Here is an 18,176-nt window from a genome sequence, read left to right as displayed (position 1 = left end):
CAACTCGGCCGACCTGAGTGACGTCTCGACCGACGTAGGTGACGTCTCGGCCGACCTAGCCGACGCCTCGACGAGGGTCAGCCGGCGCAGGCGCCGGTGTCGACGGCAGCGGTCTGGGTGCGCGCCTCGCGGGCGATGTCGATGACCTGGTCGGTGGTGAGGGCGTAGCCGGTCTCGGAGTCGGTGACCGAGGCGGCGAAGACGACGCCGACGACGTCACCCTCGGAGTCGACGATGGGACCGCCGGAGTTGCCGGGGCGGATGAGGCTGCGTACGGAGTAGACGTCGCGGATGACGGTGCCGACGCCGTAGATGTCGGGCGAGCGGAGGCGCTGCTCGGCACGGATACGACCGGGCTGTACGTCGAAGGGGCCGTCCTGCGGATAGCCCAGGACAGCGATCGGATCCTCGGCGCCGGCGGTGCGGTCGAAATCGAGGCGCTCGAGGTTGCCGCCGCCCTCGAACTTCAAGACCGCGATGTCGATCTTCGGGTCGTAATGGACGACCTTGGCGTCGTTGGCTCCATCACCGACGATGACGTTGGGGTCGTCGACACCGGCGACGACATGGGCGTTCGTCATCAGATAGCCGCGCCCGATGACGAACCCGGTGCCCTCGACACCCTTGCCGCACTCGTTGGCGCCGCGGATCTTGAGGACCGACTCGCCCGCGCGCACGACGTCGGGGTCGGTGAGCATCCGCCGCGGGCCGGGGCCGACCTCGACGATCCGCTCATTGGCGAACGGCTCCAGGTAGCGCGGGAAGAACGAGGTGCCGACGACGTCGTTGAACGCGCTCAGCGCACGGTCGGCAGGCGACGGCATGATCGAGTCGACCTTGGCCAGGATCGCCGACCCCCGCACCGCGGGCGTGAGCCCGTTGATCTGTGCCCCCGAGACCGCGACCCCGAGAGCCCAGGCAACCACCAGCACGGCCGCCGCGCTGAGCAACGACCCGCCGAGCGCATCGACGACCCGGGCCGGCTGCCAGGTGATCTCGTCCCGCACGCGTACGCCGCCGTATTGCAGCACCGCCTGCCCGATGGACGCGCACGCGATCACGACGAACAGGGCGCCGAGCGAGACCCACAACGAAGGAGCCGCGCTGCCGAGCACCTTCGGCGCCAGCCAGATGCCGATGAAGCCACCGAGCAGCAGTCCGCCGGTCGCGAAGGCGCCGGTGATGAAACCCTGCCAATAGCCCGAGAGCGCGTAGGCCCCGACGAGAATGATCAGGATCCAGTCAAGAAAGTTCACGGCCGATTCCGTTCGCGTCCCTGGAACATGTATTCGGGCAACTCCTTGATCGGCGCGTCCGGAATCTCCGTGATCCACCCGAGATAGGTGAAGAAGCGGCTGATGATTCCACCTGTGAAGCCCCAGAGGATGACATCCTTCTCCGGCCCGATCAAGAACGCGGGCATCAGCCAGTCGCTGCGGCCCGGCGCGCCGACCTGGATCCGGTGGGCAGGATCCATGAGATCCGACAACGGCACCCGGTAGACGGCATGCACCTCTTCGAGCGAGCGGGTCGTGACCGGAGACGACTCTCGCCACCACGCGATGATCGGCACGACCGCGTGGTTGGAGAACGGGATCCACAGCGCTGGTAGGCGGCCGACGACGTCGACGCCGGCCGGGTCGAGGCCGGTCTCCTCCCAAGCCTCCCGCAGCGCCGCCTCCTCGACGGTCTCGCCCGGATCGAGCCGGCCGCCGGGGAACGAGACCTGGCCGGGATGCGAACGCATCGTGTGCGAGCGCTCGGTCAGCAACAGATCGGGACCCGAGGGACCTTCGCCGAACAGCATCAGCACGGCCGACTCGCGCGCGCTGCCGTCGGCCGGTGGCAGGAACTGTGAGATGTCCTCGCCCTGGATCTGCCGGGCGGCCTCGACGATCTCGTCGAACCACTCCGGCCGAGTCCCGTTGGCCGCCTGACGCTCGCTCACAGCGTGATCCCCAGCTTCTTCTCGACGAGCTCCTTCACCTGGGTCGCACTGGTCATGCCGCCCATCTGCAGCAGCTCCACCTCGCCGGAGGAGGACAGGACGTACGTCGCCGGCACCGAGCGCGCGGTGAGCGGCCCGCCCTGCAGCTCGCCGCCTGGATCGGCGTACATCGGGAAGGTCACCCCACGCGAGATCGCTTCTTCGAGCGCGACCCCGGGGACGGTGTCCATGACGTCGATGCCGATCACCGGCACCTCGTCGCCGTAGGTCTCGTAGAAGCTCTGCAGCGCAGGCATCTCCTCCTTGCAGGGCGCACAGAAGCCCTGGAAGAGGTTGATCACCATCGGCCCCTCGAACGTCGCGAGGTCGGCGGACTCGCCACCGCCGAGGCAGGCCAGCACGATCGACGGCAGTCCACCGTCGCTCGCGGGACCCTCCTGGCAGGCCTCCACCTTCGACGCCTTCTTGGCCGCGACCATCTCCGCGGTGGCGACGTTCACCTTGGAGGACGGTTCATCGGCCAGGGGCGCGCCGGACTGTCCGCCCCCGTTCGAGGAGTCGGTGCCGCAACCGGCCAGGACGGCCAGCAGCAGGGCAGCTGCCGAAACGACCCGGGCTCGTCTCCCCAGGGCACGCACCATCAGTTGCGGCCCTCCGTGCGGACCAGCTTCGCCGCGACGTCAGGGTCGGTCGGCCCCTCCCCGTACGCAGGGCACAGCTGTGACACCGGACAGGCACCGCACGCCGGCTTCTGGGCGTGACAGATCCGCCGCCCGTGCCAGATCACGTGGTGGGACAGCATCGTCCAGTCCCGCTTCTCGAACAGCGCGCCTACCTCGTGCTCGACCTTGACCGGGTCCTTCTCGGTCGTCCAACCGAAGCGCCGCGAGAGCCGTCCGAAGTGGGTGTCGACGGTGATCCCCGGCTTGCCGAAGGCGTTGCCGAGCACCACGTTGGCGGTCTTGCGCCCGACACCGGGCAGCTTCACCAGCTGCTCCAGGCGCGAGGGCACCTCGCCGTCGTACTCCTCCACCAGCACGGCGCTCAGCTTCAGCAGTGCCTCGGTCTTGGCACGGAAGAAGCCGAGCGGCCCGACGAGCTGCTCGAGGTGCTCCCGGGGCGCCGCCGCCATCTCCTTCGCCGACGGGTAGGCCGCGAACAGGGCGGGCGAGGCCAGGTTGACCCGCTTGTCCGTGGTCTGTGCACTCAGCACGGTCACGACCAGGCACTCGAACGGGTTGGTGAAGTCGAGCTCGGCCTTCGCATCCGGGTAGGTCTCACCGAGGACGCGGTCGATCCGACGGGCACGACGCACCAGACCCAGGCGCGTCTCAGTCGCAAACTTCTGGGCAGGCACGCAGCAAGGCTACGCGGCCGCACCGACAATCCCGATCCGGCCCGGAGGGCTGCTAGCACAAACACCGCTCAACACATGCACTTTCTGCGCTTATCGGTGGGGGATGTGCACTTGTGAGACGTTCCACAGATAGGATTCCCGGTGTAATACCCGCGGATGTGGGGAAAATCCAGGAGGAATGGCCGCAATGGACAACGACGTACTCCGTCAGGCACCGCTCTTCAGCGCACTCGACGACGAGTCGATGACGGCCCTGCACGCCTCGATGGCAGAGTCGAAGCTCCGCCGCGGAGAGGTGCTCTTTCACGAGGGCGACTCCGGCGACAAGCTGTACGTCGTGATCGACGGCAAGGTGAAGCTCGGCCGCACCTCGTCCGACGGCCGCGAGAACCTGCTCGCCATCATGGGCCCCGGCCAGATGTTCGGTGAGCTCTCGCTCTTCGACCCCGGCCCCCGTTCGGCCACCGTCACCGCGGTCACCGACTCCGCCTTCGCGAGCCTGTCCCACGAGGACCTCCTCAAGTGGCTCGAGGGCCGCCCGGTCGTCGCCCGCGGCCTGCTCGCCCAGCTGGCCGGCCGCCTCCGCAAGGCCAACGACGTCGTCGCCGACCTCGTCTTCTCCGACGTCCCCGGCCGTGTCGCGAAGGCCCTGCTCGACCTCGCCGACCGCTTCGGCCGCACCGCCGACGACGGCGTCCACGTCCACCACGACCTCACCCAGGAGGAGCTCGCCCAGCTCGTCGGCGCCTCCCGCGAGACGGTCAACAAGGCCCTGGCCGACTTCGCCAGCCGCGGCTGGCTCCGCCTCGAGCCGCGCAGCGTGGTCATCATGGACATCGAGCGCATGGCCCGCCGCGCCCGCTGATTCTTTACTTTAAGTAGGCACCCGGCCTCCTTTCATCCGGCGTAGTAGCCGGTGAAGGAGGCCGTGCCTTTGTCCCCCACAGATCTCGATCGAGAAGCGTTCGAGCAGTTCGTACGCCTGCGCGTACCCGCGCTCTCCCGCACCGCCTATCTGCTCACCGGTGACGCTCACCTCGCCGAAGACCTCGTCCAGCAGGCTCTCTTCTCCGCCGCGAAGTCGTGGCACCGCATCCAGGGCGACCCCGAGCCGTACGTCCGTCGCATCCTCTACACCCAGAACATCTCCTGGTGGCGCCGACGTCGTGTGCAGGAGACTCCGACGGAGTCGTACGAAGCACCTTCTGCTCCGGCGAAGGACTCCGATCTCCGCCTGAGCCTCGAACAGGCACTCGCCGAGCTCACCCCTAGACAGCGCACGATCCTCGTGCTCCGCTTCTTCGAAGACCTCACCGAGGTCCAGACCGCCCACCTCCTCGGGATCCACTCCGGCACGGTCAAGTCCACGACCCGCAAGGCCCTCGCCCGTCTGCGGACCCTCGCGCCTCATCTCGAGGAGCTCCTCCATGACTGACCAGCATCTCCGCGACGAGCTCCACCGCATCGCCGACAGCGCCCCCAGCGCGTACGTCCCCGCCGATCTCTTCGCTCGTGGCCGTCGCGCCCACCGGCGCTCGCTCACCATCGTCGCCGCGTCGGTCGCTGCCGCGGTCGCTCTGATCGCCGGCGCGGTCGTCTTGGCTCCGACCCGCGACTCGGCCGAGGTCGACCCCGCCCGAAGCCGAGCCGACCTGGCCGTCCCCGACACGATCTACGCCGCCCCGACCTGGCTCGCTGAGACGGAGGACGGCCGGTACACCCACATCGACGAGCTGGAGCATGATCTGGCCATCGGCATCGGCGCCATCGCGTACGTCCGACCCGCAGATGACGCGAGCGCTGGCGTCGCGGTCGTGATCGACGCAGACGATGGCGACTACCATCCCTTGTTTCTTCCGGACTTCATCGCTCTCGATCCCTACTGGAGGAACGGGACCAACGGCGACGTCGAGCACCAACCGCTCGCCCTCTCCCCGGACGGCCAGCACCTGGCCTGGGCCTGGGGGATGGGCCGCGACGCGGGACCCGACGGCGCGACGCCCGGTGGGGTGCGTGTCGCCGATCTGACCACCGGCGACGTCGTCGAGTGGGACCTGGCGACGGCGGCGTGTCCTGCGACGGGCTGTGACGACCGCGGCACCTACGTATCCGACCTGAAGTGGTCCGAGGGCGGGCGACAGTTGCTCTGGACCGGCTCGCGGATGGACCAATGGGACGCCCAGGCGTACGTGCCGGGCGCGCGGGTCGCCGGTGTCATCCACCTCGCGTCCGCATCCATGACTCCCTACCAGGGCGGGATCGACAATCAGGGTGATCTCTCCACCTGGGCCGTCTCAGACGACGGTGCGATCGCGTTCAACGGTGATCCCGGGCCCGATCTCCATCTCCAAGACCCCGATGGCAAGCCGAGCACCCTCGTACGTCCCGAGTTGGCATCCATCGGTGAACCGATCCTCTATCGCGGCAACGACCTCTACATCAGCTCCGAGGACGGACTGATCCGCGTCGACGGAAGCGGCGCGACGTACGCCACGCCTGACGACACCATGTGGCGAGCTGTCGGCTGGGTGGGAGACGGGCCGCTCCTCAAGCTCTACGGGTCCGACGACATCTACTTCGGTCAGGTCTGGGAGGTTGGGCCGACACCTGACAACGAGTCGGCGGGCGGAAGCTCCCTGATCAGTCTCGGCGACGATGCCGGCTCGACCGTCGCCGACACGACCAGCATCGCCTATGACCTCATCGACACCGGGTCGATCAAGCATCCGACGGTGCACCGGAGCAAGCCGTTCTTCCTGCCTCCCTGGGTGAGCACAGCGGCGTTCTGGCTGGTCGCGGGCGGGCTGGCGGCTGCGATCATGTGGCGGCGGCGCGCTGCCGCCCGCATGTTCGCCGTGGTCGCGATGGTGGCGTTGTTGTTCGGTGTCGTCGCAGGCGTGATGCTCATCGATCGTTCCGCATTCACCTCTGGCAGCGACGGGCAGGACGACGCCGACAGGCTGGTCAAGATCTCGTCGACCGCCGATGATCCCAGCCCCGGCCGCCTGGTGATCCCCCGGGAGATCCGGTGGACCGACAATCCGGAGAAGCATGTCCCCGTCTCCGACTCCCTCGCGGTCGGTCGTGCGACGCTCGCGTTCGCCGATGACGCTGGCCTCATGGGCGGCGATGGGGGGTCCGCGGTGGTGATCACCGCCGACGGCGACTATCGCCGTCTGGCCCTGCCGGACATCGACGAGGCCAGCGTCTTCGGTGGCGGATGGGCGGCAGTCCAGCTCTCCCCCGACGGAGCACGCCTGGCGTACGTCACCGAAGAAGGTCTGAACGTCATCGCTCTGGAGACCGGCAAGGTCGTCGAACACGACCTCGATCTCGCCCGCGGCAGGGTCACCAGCTTCTCCTGGTCACCGGACTCTGGCTGGCTGGTCTGGGACTCCAACTACGAAGACCGGGCCGCCGGTCGGATCTCTCCCGACGGCGCTGCCGAGCCACTTCCCGACGGACGATGGGTGAACGCAGGAATCGGCAACGACGGCACGGTCGCCGTACGCACCGAGTCCAGCACCCGGATGTGGCCCGATGGTGCGGCCGAGCTGCCCGGGACGGAGTCTCCAGTCGCATCGATCTGGGTCGGCCCCGACGCGGGTGAGGTCCGTTCGGTCGGGTCTCGTCAGCCGGGCGAGGCCGAGCTGGCGATCGGCCATGCGCCGAAGGTCCGCGGAGTCGACGTCGACGGCCGTCGCCTCGTCGGCGTGGCCGGATGGCTGAGCGACGGTACGCCGATCATCACGACCGAAGGTGACGATGACGTCGACCTCCGCTCCGTCGACCCTGACGGCTCGACAGATGTCGTCGCCAACGTCAACACCTCCGTGGCCGGGCTGAGCGTCGCGACCGCACTTCCCGCCGATGTGGTCGTCACGCCGCCGAGCCCGACGTGGGCGAAGCCCATTCCACTCTGGCCGACTCTGGGGATCACGGGCATCGTCGCGGTCATCGGGTTCTTCGTCTGGCGCCGAGTCAGGCGCACTCCGCGAGGAGCGTCCTCTCGCCCGGCGAAGTAGCCGGTGGATGGAGGCCGCGTTGCATTCCCGCGAGCGGCCTACTGAGGCTGACGCTTCTGGGGGTAGAAAGTCTCGTGGCGGGCGAGCATGGCGACGAACTCCTCGATCTTGCGCACCCGAGCGGCCTCGGTCTTCAGGGCGGTGAGGCGGTGATAGAGGGCGAAACGGTTCTGCGAGGTGAGGACGTCGTACATCGCCTGCGCCTCGGGCACCGCGGCGATCGCAGCGAGGAGGTCGGGCGGGGTCTCGGCGGTGGCCGGACCCGCGTACGCCGCCTCCCACCGCCCATCCGCCTTCGCCGCCTCCACGGCGGCTCGCCCGGCGGCAGTCATCCGGCCCTCGGCCTCGAGGCGGCCGATGTGCTCGACGTTCCTCAGGGACCAGCGGCTCTTCGGCCCACGCGGGGTGAACCGCTGAAACGACGACTGCTCGTCGCGGCGCCGGGCCTGGCCGTCGATCCAGCCGAAGCAGAGCGCTTCGTCAAGCGCCGTCTGCCAGGCCAACGTGGTGAGCGTGCCGCCCTTCTTCGTCAGTACCAGCCAGACCGCGGGAGTGTCGGCATGGTGCTCCTCCAGCCAGGCCCGCCACGCGGGCGGGTCGGGAAGCAGGAGCTCGGCTCCGGGCAGGATGGCCATGAGCCGAACAGTAGGCCTCAGCGCTCAGCGAGGTAAGCCAATTGCGCTCTGACCGACAGCTCGGCGGCACCCCAGAGAACCCGGTCGACGTCGGCGTACACGGTCTCGACGATCGCCCTCGGGTCCGCCTCGGCAGGCGTGGTTCCCAACGCCGAGACGGCGCCCTCGACCTGGCCGAGGCGTTCGCGGCGATGGGAGATGTAGTAGTCCAGCGCGGCCAACGCGTCACCGATGACCGGGCCGTGGCCGGGCCACACGCTGCCGACACCATGCTCGGAGGCGAGCGCGTGGAGACGGTCGAGCGAGTCGAGGTAGGCACCCAGCTCGCCGTCTGGATGGGCGACAACGGTCGTCCCCCGCCCGAGAACGGTGTCGCCGGTCAGCACAGCCCCGTCGGCAGGCAGCCAGAAGGACAGCGAGTCCGAGGTATGCCCAGGAGTCCCGACGACGCGGATCTCCAGGCCGTCGACCTCGATGACGTCGCCGTCGCCGAGCCCCTCGGTCCCGAGCCGGTATTCAGGATCAAGAGCGCGTACGTCTGCCCCGACCCGCTCCGCGAAGGCCCGTGCCGCCTCGGAGTGGTCGTAGTGATGATGGGTCAGCAGCACCGTCGCGACCTCGCCGGCGGCCTCCGCGACGGCATCGAGGTGCCCCTCGTCGAGAGGTCCGGGGTCGATCACGACCGACCGGCGCGCACCCGGCTCGCGCAGCACCCACGTGTTGGTGCCGTCGAGCGACATGATCCCGGGGTTGGGCGCGAGGATGCACTGCCCGCGCTCACCGAAGGTCCCGCCTGTCCAGGACTCGCTCATCAGCGCCCCCTCCCAGCGACGAGGGAGGCGTGCAGCGGCATCATCGACAGGGCGTGGCCGCCGTCGACCTCCGCGACGGCCGGCGTGAACATCGTCAGCTCACGCTCCGCGGCGGCGGCGAGGACCTCGTCCTCCGAGCCGACCGAGGAGACCTCGAGACAGTTGAGATAGGTCGGCGGCATCATCGCCAGCTCACCGGCCTCGACCTGGGCCACCGCATCGGCGACCCCCAGCCAGAGCACCGAGGAGGACTCGCTGGACACGTCGCGGGTCACCTGCCCCTCGGGGAGCCGCGCGACGAAGAACCAGGTCGCGAAGCGCTTCGGCTCGAAGACGGGCGTCGTCCACGCGGCCCATGGCGCCAGCAGATCCGTACGCAGCACCAGACCGCGCCGGGTCAGCAGCTCGGTCAACGACAACGCGCGTGACTCCAGGGCGGCCCGGTCGGCCTCCCAGTCGTCGCCCGAGACGTCGTCGACGACCTCATCGCCCGACGCTCCCGCGAGCAGCACCCCGCACTCCTCGAACGTCTCCCGCACCGCCGCGGCGACCAGCGCCCGTGCGCGGGACTCATCGACCCCGAGCCGGCGCGCCCACTCAGCGGCGGACGGCCCGGCCCAGCAGGAGTCGGGCAGCTCGGCGTCGCGTACGTCCACGCCGCCGCCGGGGAAGACAGCCATCCCGGCAGCGAACCCCATCGTCAGCTGGCGACGGAGCAGATAGACCTCGGGTCCGGCGACCGAGCCCGGCCGCAACAGCAGCACCGTCGCCGCGTCGCGTGGCTCGACCGGGGTGCGTACGCCCTGGGCGTACTCCCCGGCCAACGCCACGATGTCGTCACCAAGCCGGACTGGAGGGATCGGGATACGCACGCTCGTCACTGTAGCGACGCTCACACCAGACCCCTACCCCTGTCCGAGGCTCAGATCTCGACGATGATCTCCACCTCGACGGGTGCGTCGAGCGGCAGGACGGACACGCCGACGGCGGATCGCGTGTGGCGGCCGGCGTCGCCGAAGACCTTGCCGAGCAGCTCGGAGGCACCGTTGGCGATGCTCGGCTGGGCGGTGAAGTCGGGAGTGGAGGCGACGAAGCAGGTCACCTTGACGACCCGCTTGACCAGCGACAGGTCGCCGATCTCGGCCTTCACCGCGGCGAGCGCGTTGAGCGCGCACTGCTGCGCGGCTGCCACACCCTCCTCGGGCGAGACGTCGCCACCGAGCTTGCCGGTGGACAGCAGTGCGCCGTCCTTCATCGGCAGCTGGCCGGAGGTGAAGACGTAGTCGCCAGTGCGAAGCGCCGGGATGTAGGCCGCCACCGGAGGAACCACCTCCGGCACCGACAGCCCGAGCTCGGCGAGGACCTCCTCGGGCGAGCTCACTCCGAGACCGCCCGCTTGAAGAAGCCGACGTAGTTGCCGGTGCCGTTGTCGAGGATGGAGACGAGCTCCCACCCGTCGGCACCGAAGTTGTTGAGAATCTGCGCCGCAGCGTGGTTGAGGATCGGCGCTACCTGGTACTCCCACTTGGTCATATCGGCACCCTACTTCGCGGACCGTCGGACAGGTCTCCCGACGACATGGTTTGACCTTCCAACCGACGCCCCTGCCCACTATCGTCAGGTCCGTGACTTCCGCAGAGCAGCTGAAGACGTACGTCGACTCCTGGTGGTCCTCCGTCCAGGACCTCCTCACGCTCCTCGAGGAGCTCTCCGAGCCCGACTGGGACCGGCCCACCGATCTCCCCGGCTGGGACGTACGCGCCGTCGCCTCCCACGTCGCACATCTCGAGGGCCTCACCGCCGGCGCGCCCCGCGAGGACGCCACCGTGCCCGATTCCGCCCACATCAAGTCGCCGATGGGCCAGTTCACCGAGATCGGCGTGCTCACCCGCCGCGAGGCCTCACCGGCGAGCATCATCGACGAGATCCGCCGCCACACCGCCGTACGTCACGACGAGCTGCTCGCCTCCCCACCCGAGGACCCCGCGGCGCCGGCGTCCGGCGTCTTCGGCGCGCTCGGGTGGACGACCGGCAAGCTGCTCCGCAACCGGCCGCTCGACGTCTGGCTGCACGAGCAGGACATCCGCCGCGCCACCGGCCGCCCCGGCGACCTCGACAGCCCCGGCGCCCTCCACACCGCCGACTATCTGCTCGAAGGCGTCGGCTTCGTGCTCGCGAAGAAGGCCGGCGGTGCCCCTGGCGCCACTGTCGTCGTCGAGGTCGAGGGCCACGCGCCCTACGCGTTCACCGTCACCAAGGAGGGCAAGGGCGTCCCGGTGGCCGACCCGGTGACCGCGCCCACCGTCACCCTCAGCACCGACCGGGAGACGTACGTCCTCCTCGCCGGCGGCCGAGCCTCCGGCGACCCCGGCAAGGTCGAGATCACCGGCGACACCGTGCTCGGCACCAAGATCGTCGAGAACCTCAACATCACCCCCTGAGTCGTGAACCTGAGTTGTGAAGCTGAGAGTGATCTATAGGTCACTCTCGGGTTCACAACCCCCTCGGCCCGGATAAAGTCGGGTCCATGAGTTCCGACTGGCCCCACGTGCAGCTGCATGTGGTGACCGGCAAGGGCGGCACGGGCAAGTCGACGGTGGCTGCGGCTCTCGCGCTCGGGCTGGCCTCCCACGGGAAGAACGTCCTGCTCTGCGAGGTCGAGGGCCGCCAGGGGGTGGCGCGGATGTTCGACGTCGACCCGCTTCCCTACGCCGAGACCCGCATCGCGACCGGGCTGCGGCTGCGATCGCGGTCGGGTGCCGACGCCGAGCCGGGCAACGTCTACGCGCTGCACATCGCCCCGGAGGAAGCACTCCTCGAATACCTCAAGATGTACTACAAGCTCGGCCCGGCCGGCCGTGCCCTCGACCGGTTCGGCGTCGTCGAGTTCGCGACCACGATCGCGCCCGGGGTCAGAGACGTCCTCCTCACCGGCAAGCTCTTCGAGGCCGTCCAGCGCAACAGCCGCAACAAGGGCGCGCGGACCTACGACGCCGTCGTGCTCGACGCTCCCCCGACCGGCCGGATCACCACCTTCCTCAACGTGTCCGAGTCGGTCGCGGGTCTGGCCAAGGTCGGCCCGATCAAGAACCAGGCCGACACCATGATGACCCTGTTCCGCTCCCGCCGCACCGCCGTCCATCTGGTCACGCTGCTGGAGGAGATGCCGGTCCAGGAGACCTCCGACGGCATCAGCGACCTGCGCGCCGCCGGCCTCCCCGTGGGTGGGGTCATCGTCAACCAGATGCGCCCCCGCGACCTCCCGGACGAGTCGCTCACCCCCGCCCTCGCCGGCACCCTCGACAGCGAGCAGATCGCCGAGGACCTCAAGCGCGCCGGCGTCGAACCCGACCCCGCCCTGATCTCCGCCCTCACCACCGAGGCGAAGGAGTACGCCGAGCGCCGAGCCCTCGAGGACGCCCAACGCGACCTCGTCGCCGGCCTCGGGGTCCCGACCTACGAGCTCAACCGGATCGCCGGCGGGATCGACATCGGCGGGCTCTACGAGCTCGCGGCCGAGCTCAAGGATCAGGGGCTGGCATGACGGCACGCCCACGCGTCGGCCCGCTGGCGGCCCACGCCGACCGCACCCTGGCCCTCGACGTCGACCGACTGCTCGACGACCGCAACACCCACATCATCGTCTGCTGCGGCAGCGGCGGCGTGGGCAAGACGACCACGTCGGCAGCGCTCGCGCTGCGGGCCGCGGAGCGCGGACGCAAGGTCGTGGTGCTGACGATCGATCCCGCACGCAGGCTCGCCCAGTCGATGGGCATCGCCCAGCTCGACAACACGCCCCGCCCCGTTCCCGGGATCGGCCCGGGCCGGCTCGACGCGATGATGCTCGACATGAAGCGCACCTTCGACGAGGTGGTCGAGTCCCAGGCCAGCCCCGAGAAGGCGCAGCAGATCCTGAGCAACCAGTTCTACATCGCGCTGAGCTCCAGCTTCGCGGGCACGCAGGAATACATGGCGATGGAGAAGCTCGGCCAGCTCTACCGCGACTCCTTCGCCCACAACGGCGGCAACGGCGACTACGACCTGATCGTCGTCGACACACCCCCGAGCCGAAGCGCCCTGGACTTCCTCGACGCCCCCGAGCGGCTCTCCAGCTTCCTCGACGGGCGGTTCCTGCGCCTGATGCTGGCCCCGGCCAAGGGGCCGGTCAGGCTGATGTCTGCCGGGATCAACATAGTCACGAACGCGCTCAAGAAGGTGCTCGGCGGGCAGATGCTCACCGACCTGCAGACCTTCGTGACCGCACTCGACACCGTCTTCGGTGGTTTCCGGCAACGGGCCCAGGAGACGTACGCCCTGCTCCAGGCCGACGAGACCGCATTCCTCGTCATCGCCGCCCCCGAGCCCGACGCGCTCCGGGAGGCCGCCTACTTCGTCGAGCGGCTCTCCGGTGACCGGATGCCGCTCCAGGGCCTGGTCGTCAACCGAGCCACCCTGCCCGACGATGCAGCGCTCACCGCGGCCGCGGCGGGAGCTGCCTCCGAGCGCCTCCCCGATGCGCCCCTCACCGCCGGACTGCTGCGGCTCCATGCCGACCGCGCGCTCCTGGTCGAGCGCCAGGATCAGCTGCGCGAGCGCTTCGCGGTCGCTCATCCCCAGGTGCCGACCGCCGTCGTGCCGGCGCTGCCCGGTGACGTACACGATCTCGACGGGCTCCGCGAGATCGCCCGGTTGCTGGCCCAGGGCTGAGCACCTGGAAAAGGGTCGAGCCAGGACGTACGAAACGTACGTCCTGGCTCAGACCAAGATCTTCAGCGATCCACTCGAGTAGGGGACGAGAGGTCACTCCACCGAGGCACGGGTGCGCGCGGCCTCGAGCACGGCGCGCCAGGAGGCGTTCGGGCTGCGACGGAGCAGCGCACGACGCTCGCGCTCGGTCATGCCGCCCCAGACACCCCACTCGATCTGGTTGTCGAGCGCCTCGGCGAGGCACTCGGTGCGGACTACGCAGCCGGAACAGACCATCTTGGCCTTGTTCTGCTCGGCTCCACGCACGAAGAGCTCGTCGGGCTCGTTCTCACGACAAGCGGCCTGCAGCGACCATTCATCAACCCACATTGTGTGCCATCCCTTCGTCGGAGCGCTTCGCCCTCCCCAATTTGACGGCGTGGGCGCCCGTGCGGACTAAAGGTTAAGGACCCGAGCCTGTCGAGTGACACACCCTTCTGACCCAAAGTACGTAGTTCTAAATGACTAGTAGGGGTCCTAGGACCCCTTTGTGGCCTCCCTGTCCGGCTACATTTGCGAATCATGTGCTATTAGCCGCGATCACCTACGATGACCAGCATGTCCTCGCCGTCGCTGCGCCCGCAGACCGTGCTCAAGCATCTCGCCGTCATGTGCGGCGTGGCAGCCGTCCTCGGAGTCGTCGCCGCAGGTCTCGCCATCCCCTTCGCCGGTGTGGCCGGGATCGCGGCCAAGGAGACCGCCGAGAAGATGGACTCGCTGCCGCAGGCCTTCGAGGTCGACGACATGTCCCAGACGACCAAGATCGTCGACCGCAAGGGCAACGTGATCACGACGCTCTACGACCAGAACCGCGTCTACCGTCCTCTCGACCAGATCTCGTCCAACATGACGAAGGCGCTCCTGGCGATCGAGGACTACCGCTTCTACCAGCACGGCGCGATGGACCTCAAAGGAACGCTGCGTGCGCTGATCACCAACCAGGCGAGCGACTCGGTGCAGGGTGGTTCCTCGATCACCCAGCAGCTGGTCAAGACCACCTTGGTCTACTCGGCGAAGACCGAGGCCGAGCGCAAGGCGGCCATCGAGAAGTCGACGGCCCGCAAGATCCGCGAGCTGCGCTACGCGATCGCGCTGGAGGAGAAGCACTCCAAGGACTGGATCCTGGAGCGCTACCTCAACGCGGCCTACTTCGGCGACGGCGCCTACGGCGTCCAGGCCGCCGCCAAGCACTACTTCAACGTCAACGCCTCCGAGCTCAACTGGCAGCAGTCGGCGATGCTGGCCGGGATGGTGAAGAACCCCACCGGCTACGACCCGACCAACTACCCCGACGCCACCATCGCCCGCCGCAACGTCGTCCTCGACCGGATGGCCGCGCTCAACGTCGTCTCCCGCCCCGAGGCGGAGAAGCTGAAGGACGCCGACCTCGGCCTGGACGTCCAGAAGCAGCGCAACGGCTGCCTCGGCTCGTCGGCGGAGTTCTTCTGCGACTACGTGATCAAGTGGCTGCTCAAGGACCCGGCCTTCGGCGAGAACGAGACCGACCGGCTCGCGCTGATCAAGTCGGGCGGTCTGACCATCAAGACCACGCTCGACCAGCGGTTCCAGGACGCCGCTCAGGAGTCCGTCGAGGACCACGTCCACGCGACGGATCAGGCCATCGGTGCCCTGGCCATGGTCGAGCCCGGCACCGGCCGGGTCCGGGCGCTCGCCCAGTCCCGTCCGATGGGTGACAACAAGAAGAAGGGCCAGTCCTACCTCAACTACCTGGTCCCGAAGGAGAAGTCGGGCGACTCCAACGGCTTCCAGGCCGGGTCGACCTTCAAGGCGTTCACGCTGGCCGCCGCGATCGAGCAGGGCTTCCCGCTCAAGCAGAAGATCAACTCCCCCGAGGAGTTGACCCTCAACGAGTCCACCTTCGCCGGCTGCCCGGGTGACGGCAACCGGGTCGGTTCCCACACCTTCCACAACTCCACGACCTCGGGCAGCAAGGACGCCTACACCGGCACGCGGGAGTCGGTGAACACCTTCTACGCCCAGCTCTTCCAGCTCACCGGGATGTGCACGCCCTACAAGATGGCGCAGAAGATGGGCGTCAAGCTCACCGCCCCGTTCGGAATTGCGCCCGAGGACGGCCACATCTGCAAGGCCGGGGAGGTCGCGGACTGCCGGGGTGCAGAGCGCGTGCCGACCTTCACCCTCGGCGTCGTCGACGTCAGCCCGCTCGAGATGGCGGAGGCGTACGCGACGTTCGGCGCCCGTGGCAAGCACTGCGACTCGGTGCCGGTCAACGAGATCCTCGACGCCAACGGCAAGGTGATCAAGCAGTACGAGCCGACCTGCGAGCAGGCGATGGCCAAGGGCACCGCCGACGCGGTCAACGACATCCTCCGCGGTGTGATGGAGCCCGGCGGTTTCGGCCAGAACCTGGCCCTGTCGGTGCCGAGCGCCGGCAAGACCGGCACCACGCAGGACAACAAGGCGGTGTGGCTGATGGGCTACACGCCGCGGCTCGCGACCGCGGCGATGATCGCCGGAGCGAACTCGGCGGGCACGCCACTGGGTCTCCAGGGCCAGTACATCGGCGGCGACTACATCGCCACCGCATCGGGATCGGGTTTCGCCGGCCCGATGTGGGGCGACGCGATGCAGGTGATCGACAAGTATCTCAAGTGGGTGGACTTCAAGGAGCCCGACCCGAACGTGATCGCGGGCAACACGGTCGACGTCCCCTGGACCGGCGGCATGACCGTCGAGAAGGCCACGAAGGTCCTGCGGGCCGCGGGCTTCCAGGTCCAGGTCGGCCCGGAGGCGTACTCGGAATACGACCCCGGTCTGGTCGCCTTCACCACTCCGTCCGGCGAGGCCGCCGAGGGGTCGCCGGTGACGATCTACACCTCGATGGGCCCGGAGCCGAAGCCCGATCCCAAGCCCAAGAAGAAGAAGCAGCAGCCCGAGAAGAAGCCCGGCAACGAGAAGCCGGCAGCGGTCGAGGAAGAGCCCGACTTCGGTTGGGAGTGGCCGACCGGCTGACGCCGAGAGCACCAACGACTGTGGCCCCACCGAATCCGGTGGGGCCACAGTCGTTCTCGGATCGCCGTCAGGCGAGCTGCTTGCGCACCTCGGCCGCCACGGCACCGCCGTCGGCACGGCCCTTGGTCTGCGGGGTGAGGACGCCCATCACCTTGCCCATGCCCTTCATCCCGAGATCGGCCGCACCGGTCTGGGCGATGGCCTTGCTGACCAGGTCTGAGATCTCCTCGGCGCTCAGCTGAGCGGGCAGGTACTCGGTGATCACCGCAGCCTCCGCGGTCTCCTTCTCCGCCTGCTCGGCGCGACCGCCGTCGGCGAAGGCGGTGGCCGCCTCGCGGCGCTTCTTGGCCTCACGGGTGAGGATCGTGATGATCTCGTCGTCGGTGAGCACCTTGGCCTCCTTGCCGGCGACCTCCGCCTCGGTGATCGAGGCCATGACCATGCGCAGCGTCCCGGCGCGGTGCTTGTCGCGGGCCTTCATCGCGGAGGTCAGGTCGGTCCTCAGCTGGTCCTTCAGAGTGCTCATGAGACCCATTGTGGCAGGGTTGTGCCATGCGGCTCGCCTCAGTAATCGGTGCAACCCTCGGCACCGGGATCGCCACCGGCGCGGCCATGACGGCGTACGCCCTGTGGGAGGCCCGTCAATACACGCTGCGCCATGTCGGACTGCCGGTGCTCCCCGAGGGCGCGGACCCGCTGCGGGTGCTGCACCTCTCCGACATGCACGTGGTCCCGTCGCAGCACAAGAAGCTCGACTGGATCGCGTCCCTGGCCGCCTTGAAGCCGGACCTGGTCATCGACACCGGTGACAACCTGGCTCACCAGCGGGCGGTGCCATCGATCGTCAACGCTCTCGGCACGCTGCTCGACGTACCGGGGGTCTTCGTGCACGGCTCCAACGACTACTACGAGCCGCGGCTGCGCAACCCGATCGGCTACCTGCTGCCGGACAACGGCAAACGGCAGACGAACGTGCCCGAGCTCCCCTGGCGTGACCTGTCCGCGTCGTTCACCAAGTCGGGCTGGCTCGATCTCACCAACACGCGCTCGACGCTGACCGTCAAGGGCGTCGAGTTCGCCTTCGCCGGCGTCGACGACCCCCACCTGCGCCTCGACGACCTGTCTGCGGTCGCCGGCCCCGCGGACCCGTCCGCGGACGTACGCCTCGGGGTCGCGCACGCTCCCTATCTGCGGGTCCTGGACCAGTTCACCGCCGACGGCTACGACGCGATCCTGGCCGGCCACACCCACGGCGGTCAGATCTGTCTGCCGGGAGGGCGGGCCCTGGCCACCAACTGCGACCTCGACCCCGCCCGGGTACGCGGCCTGCACACGCATACCCACGGCGGACGGCAGGCCTGGATGCACGTCTCGGCGGGTCTCGGCACCTCGCCCTACACCCGGATCCGCATCGCCTGCCGCCCCGAGGCGACCCTCCTGACGCTCACCCCGCGCGGAGCGTCAGGTCGGTAGGGCCCGATTACGGCTCCGGGGAGTCTCTGGGCTATGCTCATTCCTCGTTGGACCGTTTGTTCGGTGCAGCATTCGGGTTGTAGCGCAGCTTGGTAGCGCACCTCGTTCGGGACGAGGGGGCCGCAGGTTCAAATCCTGTCAACCCGACATCGAGCTCAGGCTCGGAGATCGCAAGATCTCCGAGCC

At 68.8% G+C, this 18,176-nt stretch carries 19 protein-coding genes and 1 tRNA gene; 9 read left to right on the top strand and 11 right to left on the bottom strand.

The genetic code is table 11. From position 1 onward, the window contains the following. Window positions 1-77: 77 nt before the first annotated feature. The 4 genes from ACFU7D_RS20795 to nth are packed head-to-tail and all read right to left on the bottom strand — an operon-like array spanning window position 78 to window position 3,305. Complete coding sequence (locus tag ACFU7D_RS20795; protein WP_378725377.1) at window positions 78-1,256, bottom strand: MarP family serine protease; 1,179 nt, start codon at window positions 1,254-1,256, stop codon at window positions 78-80. After that, window positions 1,253-1,948, bottom strand: a complete 696-nt coding sequence (locus tag ACFU7D_RS20790) for an NUDIX hydrolase (RefSeq protein WP_378870661.1) — start codon at window positions 1,946-1,948, stop codon at window positions 1,253-1,255. The genes ACFU7D_RS20795 and ACFU7D_RS20790 overlap by 4 nt, the downstream gene beginning before the upstream one ends. After that, window positions 1,945-2,589: a TlpA family protein disulfide reductase gene (locus ACFU7D_RS20785; RefSeq protein WP_378870659.1), complete on the bottom strand. Its 645-nt coding sequence runs from the start codon at window positions 2,587-2,589 to the stop codon at window positions 1,945-1,947. Before ACFU7D_RS20785 ends, ACFU7D_RS20790 begins: the two co-directional genes overlap by 4 nt. Beyond that, window positions 2,589-3,305: an endonuclease III gene (gene nth / locus ACFU7D_RS20780; RefSeq protein WP_378725382.1), complete on the bottom strand. Its 717-nt coding sequence runs from the start codon at window positions 3,303-3,305 to the stop codon at window positions 2,589-2,591. The genes ACFU7D_RS20785 and nth overlap by 1 nt, the downstream gene beginning before the upstream one ends. Window positions 3,306-3,492: 187 nt before the next feature. On the opposite strand from nth, the gene ACFU7D_RS20775 reads away from it, so the two are divergent. The 3 genes from ACFU7D_RS20775 to ACFU7D_RS20765 all read left to right on the top strand — a co-directional run bounded on the left by ACFU7D_RS20775 (window position 3,493) and on the right by ACFU7D_RS20765 (window position 7,330). Beyond that, window positions 3,493-4,170 carry a Crp/Fnr family transcriptional regulator gene (locus ACFU7D_RS20775; RefSeq protein ID WP_008356269.1) on the top strand — a complete coding sequence of 226 codons (678 nt, stop codon included), beginning with the start codon at window positions 3,493-3,495 and terminating at the stop codon, window positions 4,168-4,170. 69 nt (window positions 4,171-4,239) lie between these two features. Continuing rightward, window positions 4,240-4,740 (top strand): SigE family RNA polymerase sigma factor, encoded by a 501-nt coding sequence (locus ACFU7D_RS20770; protein ID WP_378870657.1) that lies wholly within the window; start codon window positions 4,240-4,242, stop codon window positions 4,738-4,740. After that, window positions 4,733-7,330: a hypothetical protein gene (locus tag ACFU7D_RS20765; protein ID WP_378870655.1), complete on the top strand. Its 2,598-nt coding sequence runs from the start codon at window positions 4,733-4,735 to the stop codon at window positions 7,328-7,330. Before ACFU7D_RS20770 ends, ACFU7D_RS20765 begins: the two co-directional genes overlap by 8 nt. A gap of 38 nt (window positions 7,331-7,368) precedes the next feature. Here ACFU7D_RS20765 and ACFU7D_RS20760 read toward each other — a convergent pair whose 3' ends face one another. From ACFU7D_RS20760 to ACFU7D_RS20740, 5 genes are read right to left on the bottom strand one after another with little or no spacing between them, the layout of a single operon-like run. After that, entirely contained in the window at window positions 7,369-7,965 is a 597-nt protein-coding gene (locus ACFU7D_RS20760; RefSeq protein ID WP_378870653.1) for a YdeI family protein, read from the bottom strand. A gap of 17 nt (window positions 7,966-7,982) precedes the next feature. Next, complete coding sequence (locus ACFU7D_RS20755) at window positions 7,983-8,777, bottom strand: MBL fold metallo-hydrolase (RefSeq protein WP_378870650.1); 795 nt, start codon at window positions 8,775-8,777, stop codon at window positions 7,983-7,985. After that, window positions 8,777-9,649: an NUDIX hydrolase gene (locus ACFU7D_RS20750; RefSeq protein ID WP_378870648.1), complete on the bottom strand. Its 873-nt coding sequence runs from the start codon at window positions 9,647-9,649 to the stop codon at window positions 8,777-8,779. The genes ACFU7D_RS20755 and ACFU7D_RS20750 overlap by 1 nt, the downstream gene beginning before the upstream one ends. A 50-nt stretch (window positions 9,650-9,699) precedes the next feature. Then, a complete protein-coding gene (locus ACFU7D_RS20745) occupies window positions 9,700-10,158 on the bottom strand; it encodes a RidA family protein (protein WP_378870646.1) in 459 nt (152 codons plus the stop codon). Then, complete coding sequence (locus ACFU7D_RS20740) at window positions 10,155-10,310, bottom strand: DUF4177 domain-containing protein (protein WP_141791386.1); 156 nt, start codon at window positions 10,308-10,310, stop codon at window positions 10,155-10,157. Before ACFU7D_RS20740 ends, ACFU7D_RS20745 begins: the two co-directional genes overlap by 4 nt. 92 nt (window positions 10,311-10,402) lie before the next feature. On the opposite strand from ACFU7D_RS20740, the gene ACFU7D_RS20735 reads away from it, so the two are divergent. The 3 genes from ACFU7D_RS20735 to ACFU7D_RS20725 all read left to right on the top strand — a co-directional run bounded on the left by ACFU7D_RS20735 (window position 10,403) and on the right by ACFU7D_RS20725 (window position 13,484). After that, entirely contained in the window at window positions 10,403-11,218 is an 816-nt protein-coding gene (locus ACFU7D_RS20735; RefSeq protein ID WP_378870644.1) for a maleylpyruvate isomerase family mycothiol-dependent enzyme, read from the top strand. 86 nt (window positions 11,219-11,304) lie between these two features. After that, window positions 11,305-12,321 carry an ArsA-related P-loop ATPase gene (locus ACFU7D_RS20730; RefSeq protein ID WP_378870641.1) on the top strand — a complete coding sequence of 339 codons (1,017 nt, stop codon included), beginning with the start codon at window positions 11,305-11,307 and terminating at the stop codon, window positions 12,319-12,321. Beyond that, window positions 12,318-13,484 (top strand): ArsA family ATPase, encoded by a 1,167-nt coding sequence (locus ACFU7D_RS20725; RefSeq protein ID WP_378725399.1) that lies wholly within the window; start codon window positions 12,318-12,320, stop codon window positions 13,482-13,484. The genes ACFU7D_RS20730 and ACFU7D_RS20725 overlap by 4 nt, the downstream gene beginning before the upstream one ends. Before the next feature lie 93 nt (window positions 13,485-13,577). Here ACFU7D_RS20725 and ACFU7D_RS20720 read toward each other — a convergent pair whose 3' ends face one another. After that, complete coding sequence (locus tag ACFU7D_RS20720; RefSeq protein ID WP_045548985.1) at window positions 13,578-13,853, bottom strand: WhiB family transcriptional regulator; 276 nt, start codon at window positions 13,851-13,853, stop codon at window positions 13,578-13,580. Window positions 13,854-14,081: 228 nt separating this feature from the next. On the opposite strand from ACFU7D_RS20720, the gene ACFU7D_RS20715 reads away from it, so the two are divergent. After that, window positions 14,082-16,517, top strand: a complete 2,436-nt coding sequence (locus ACFU7D_RS20715; protein ID WP_378870638.1) for a penicillin-binding protein — start codon at window positions 14,082-14,084, stop codon at window positions 16,515-16,517. A gap of 67 nt (window positions 16,518-16,584) precedes the next feature. Here ACFU7D_RS20715 and ACFU7D_RS20710 read toward each other — a convergent pair whose 3' ends face one another. Beyond that, a complete protein-coding gene (locus tag ACFU7D_RS20710; RefSeq protein ID WP_378870636.1) occupies window positions 16,585-17,043 on the bottom strand; it encodes a GatB/YqeY domain-containing protein in 459 nt (152 codons plus the stop codon). A 26-nt stretch (window positions 17,044-17,069) separates the two neighbouring features. On the opposite strand from ACFU7D_RS20710, the gene ACFU7D_RS20705 reads away from it, so the two are divergent. Beyond that, entirely contained in the window at window positions 17,070-17,990 is a 921-nt protein-coding gene (locus ACFU7D_RS20705) for a metallophosphoesterase (protein ID WP_378725404.1), read from the top strand. A 73-nt stretch (window positions 17,991-18,063) separates the two neighbouring features. Continuing rightward, a tRNA-Pro gene (locus ACFU7D_RS20700) sits at window positions 18,064-18,137 on the top strand. Window positions 18,138-18,176: the final 39 nt, after the last annotated feature.

This window comes from Nocardioides sp. NPDC057577, from assembly GCF_042801335.1.
Classification (GTDB): domain Bacteria; phylum Actinomycetota; class Actinomycetes; order Propionibacteriales; family Nocardioidaceae; genus Nocardioides.
This window is presented reverse-complemented; position numbering and strand designations above follow the sequence as displayed.

What these genes read in the sequence shown, in the direction of transcription:
- ACFU7D_RS20785 (WP_378870659.1), bottom strand. Translation starts at nt 2,589, where the DNA reads ATGGTGCGTGCCCTGGGGAGACGAGCCCGGGTCGTTTCGGCAGCTGCC.
- ACFU7D_RS20775 (WP_008356269.1), top strand. Translation starts at nt 3,493, where the DNA reads ATGGACAACGACGTACTCCGTCAGGCACCGCTCTTCAGCGCACTCGAC.
- ACFU7D_RS20765 (WP_378870655.1), top strand. Translation starts at nt 4,733, where the DNA reads ATGACTGACCAGCATCTCCGCGACGAGCTCCACCGCATCGCCGACAGC.
- ACFU7D_RS20760 (WP_378870653.1), bottom strand. Translation starts at nt 7,965, where the DNA reads ATGGCCATCCTGCCCGGAGCCGAGCTCCTGCTTCCCGACCCGCCCGCG.
- ACFU7D_RS20755 (WP_378870650.1), bottom strand. Translation starts at nt 8,777, where the DNA reads ATGAGCGAGTCCTGGACAGGCGGGACCTTCGGTGAGCGCGGGCAGTGC.
- ACFU7D_RS20740 (WP_141791386.1), bottom strand. Translation starts at nt 10,310, where the DNA reads ATGACCAAGTGGGAGTACCAGGTAGCGCCGATCCTCAACCACGCTGCG.
- ACFU7D_RS20730 (WP_378870641.1), top strand. Translation starts at nt 11,305, where the DNA reads ATGAGTTCCGACTGGCCCCACGTGCAGCTGCATGTGGTGACCGGCAAG.
- ACFU7D_RS20725 (WP_378725399.1), top strand. Translation starts at nt 12,318, where the DNA reads ATGACGGCACGCCCACGCGTCGGCCCGCTGGCGGCCCACGCCGACCGC.
- ACFU7D_RS20720 (WP_045548985.1), bottom strand. Translation starts at nt 13,853, where the DNA reads ATGTGGGTTGATGAATGGTCGCTGCAGGCCGCTTGTCGTGAGAACGAG.
- ACFU7D_RS20715 (WP_378870638.1), top strand. Translation starts at nt 14,082, where the DNA reads ATGTCCTCGCCGTCGCTGCGCCCGCAGACCGTGCTCAAGCATCTCGCC.
- ACFU7D_RS20710 (WP_378870636.1), bottom strand. Translation starts at nt 17,043, where the DNA reads ATGAGCACTCTGAAGGACCAGCTGAGGACCGACCTGACCTCCGCGATG.
- ACFU7D_RS20705 (WP_378725404.1), top strand. Translation starts at nt 17,070, where the DNA reads ATGCGGCTCGCCTCAGTAATCGGTGCAACCCTCGGCACCGGGATCGCC.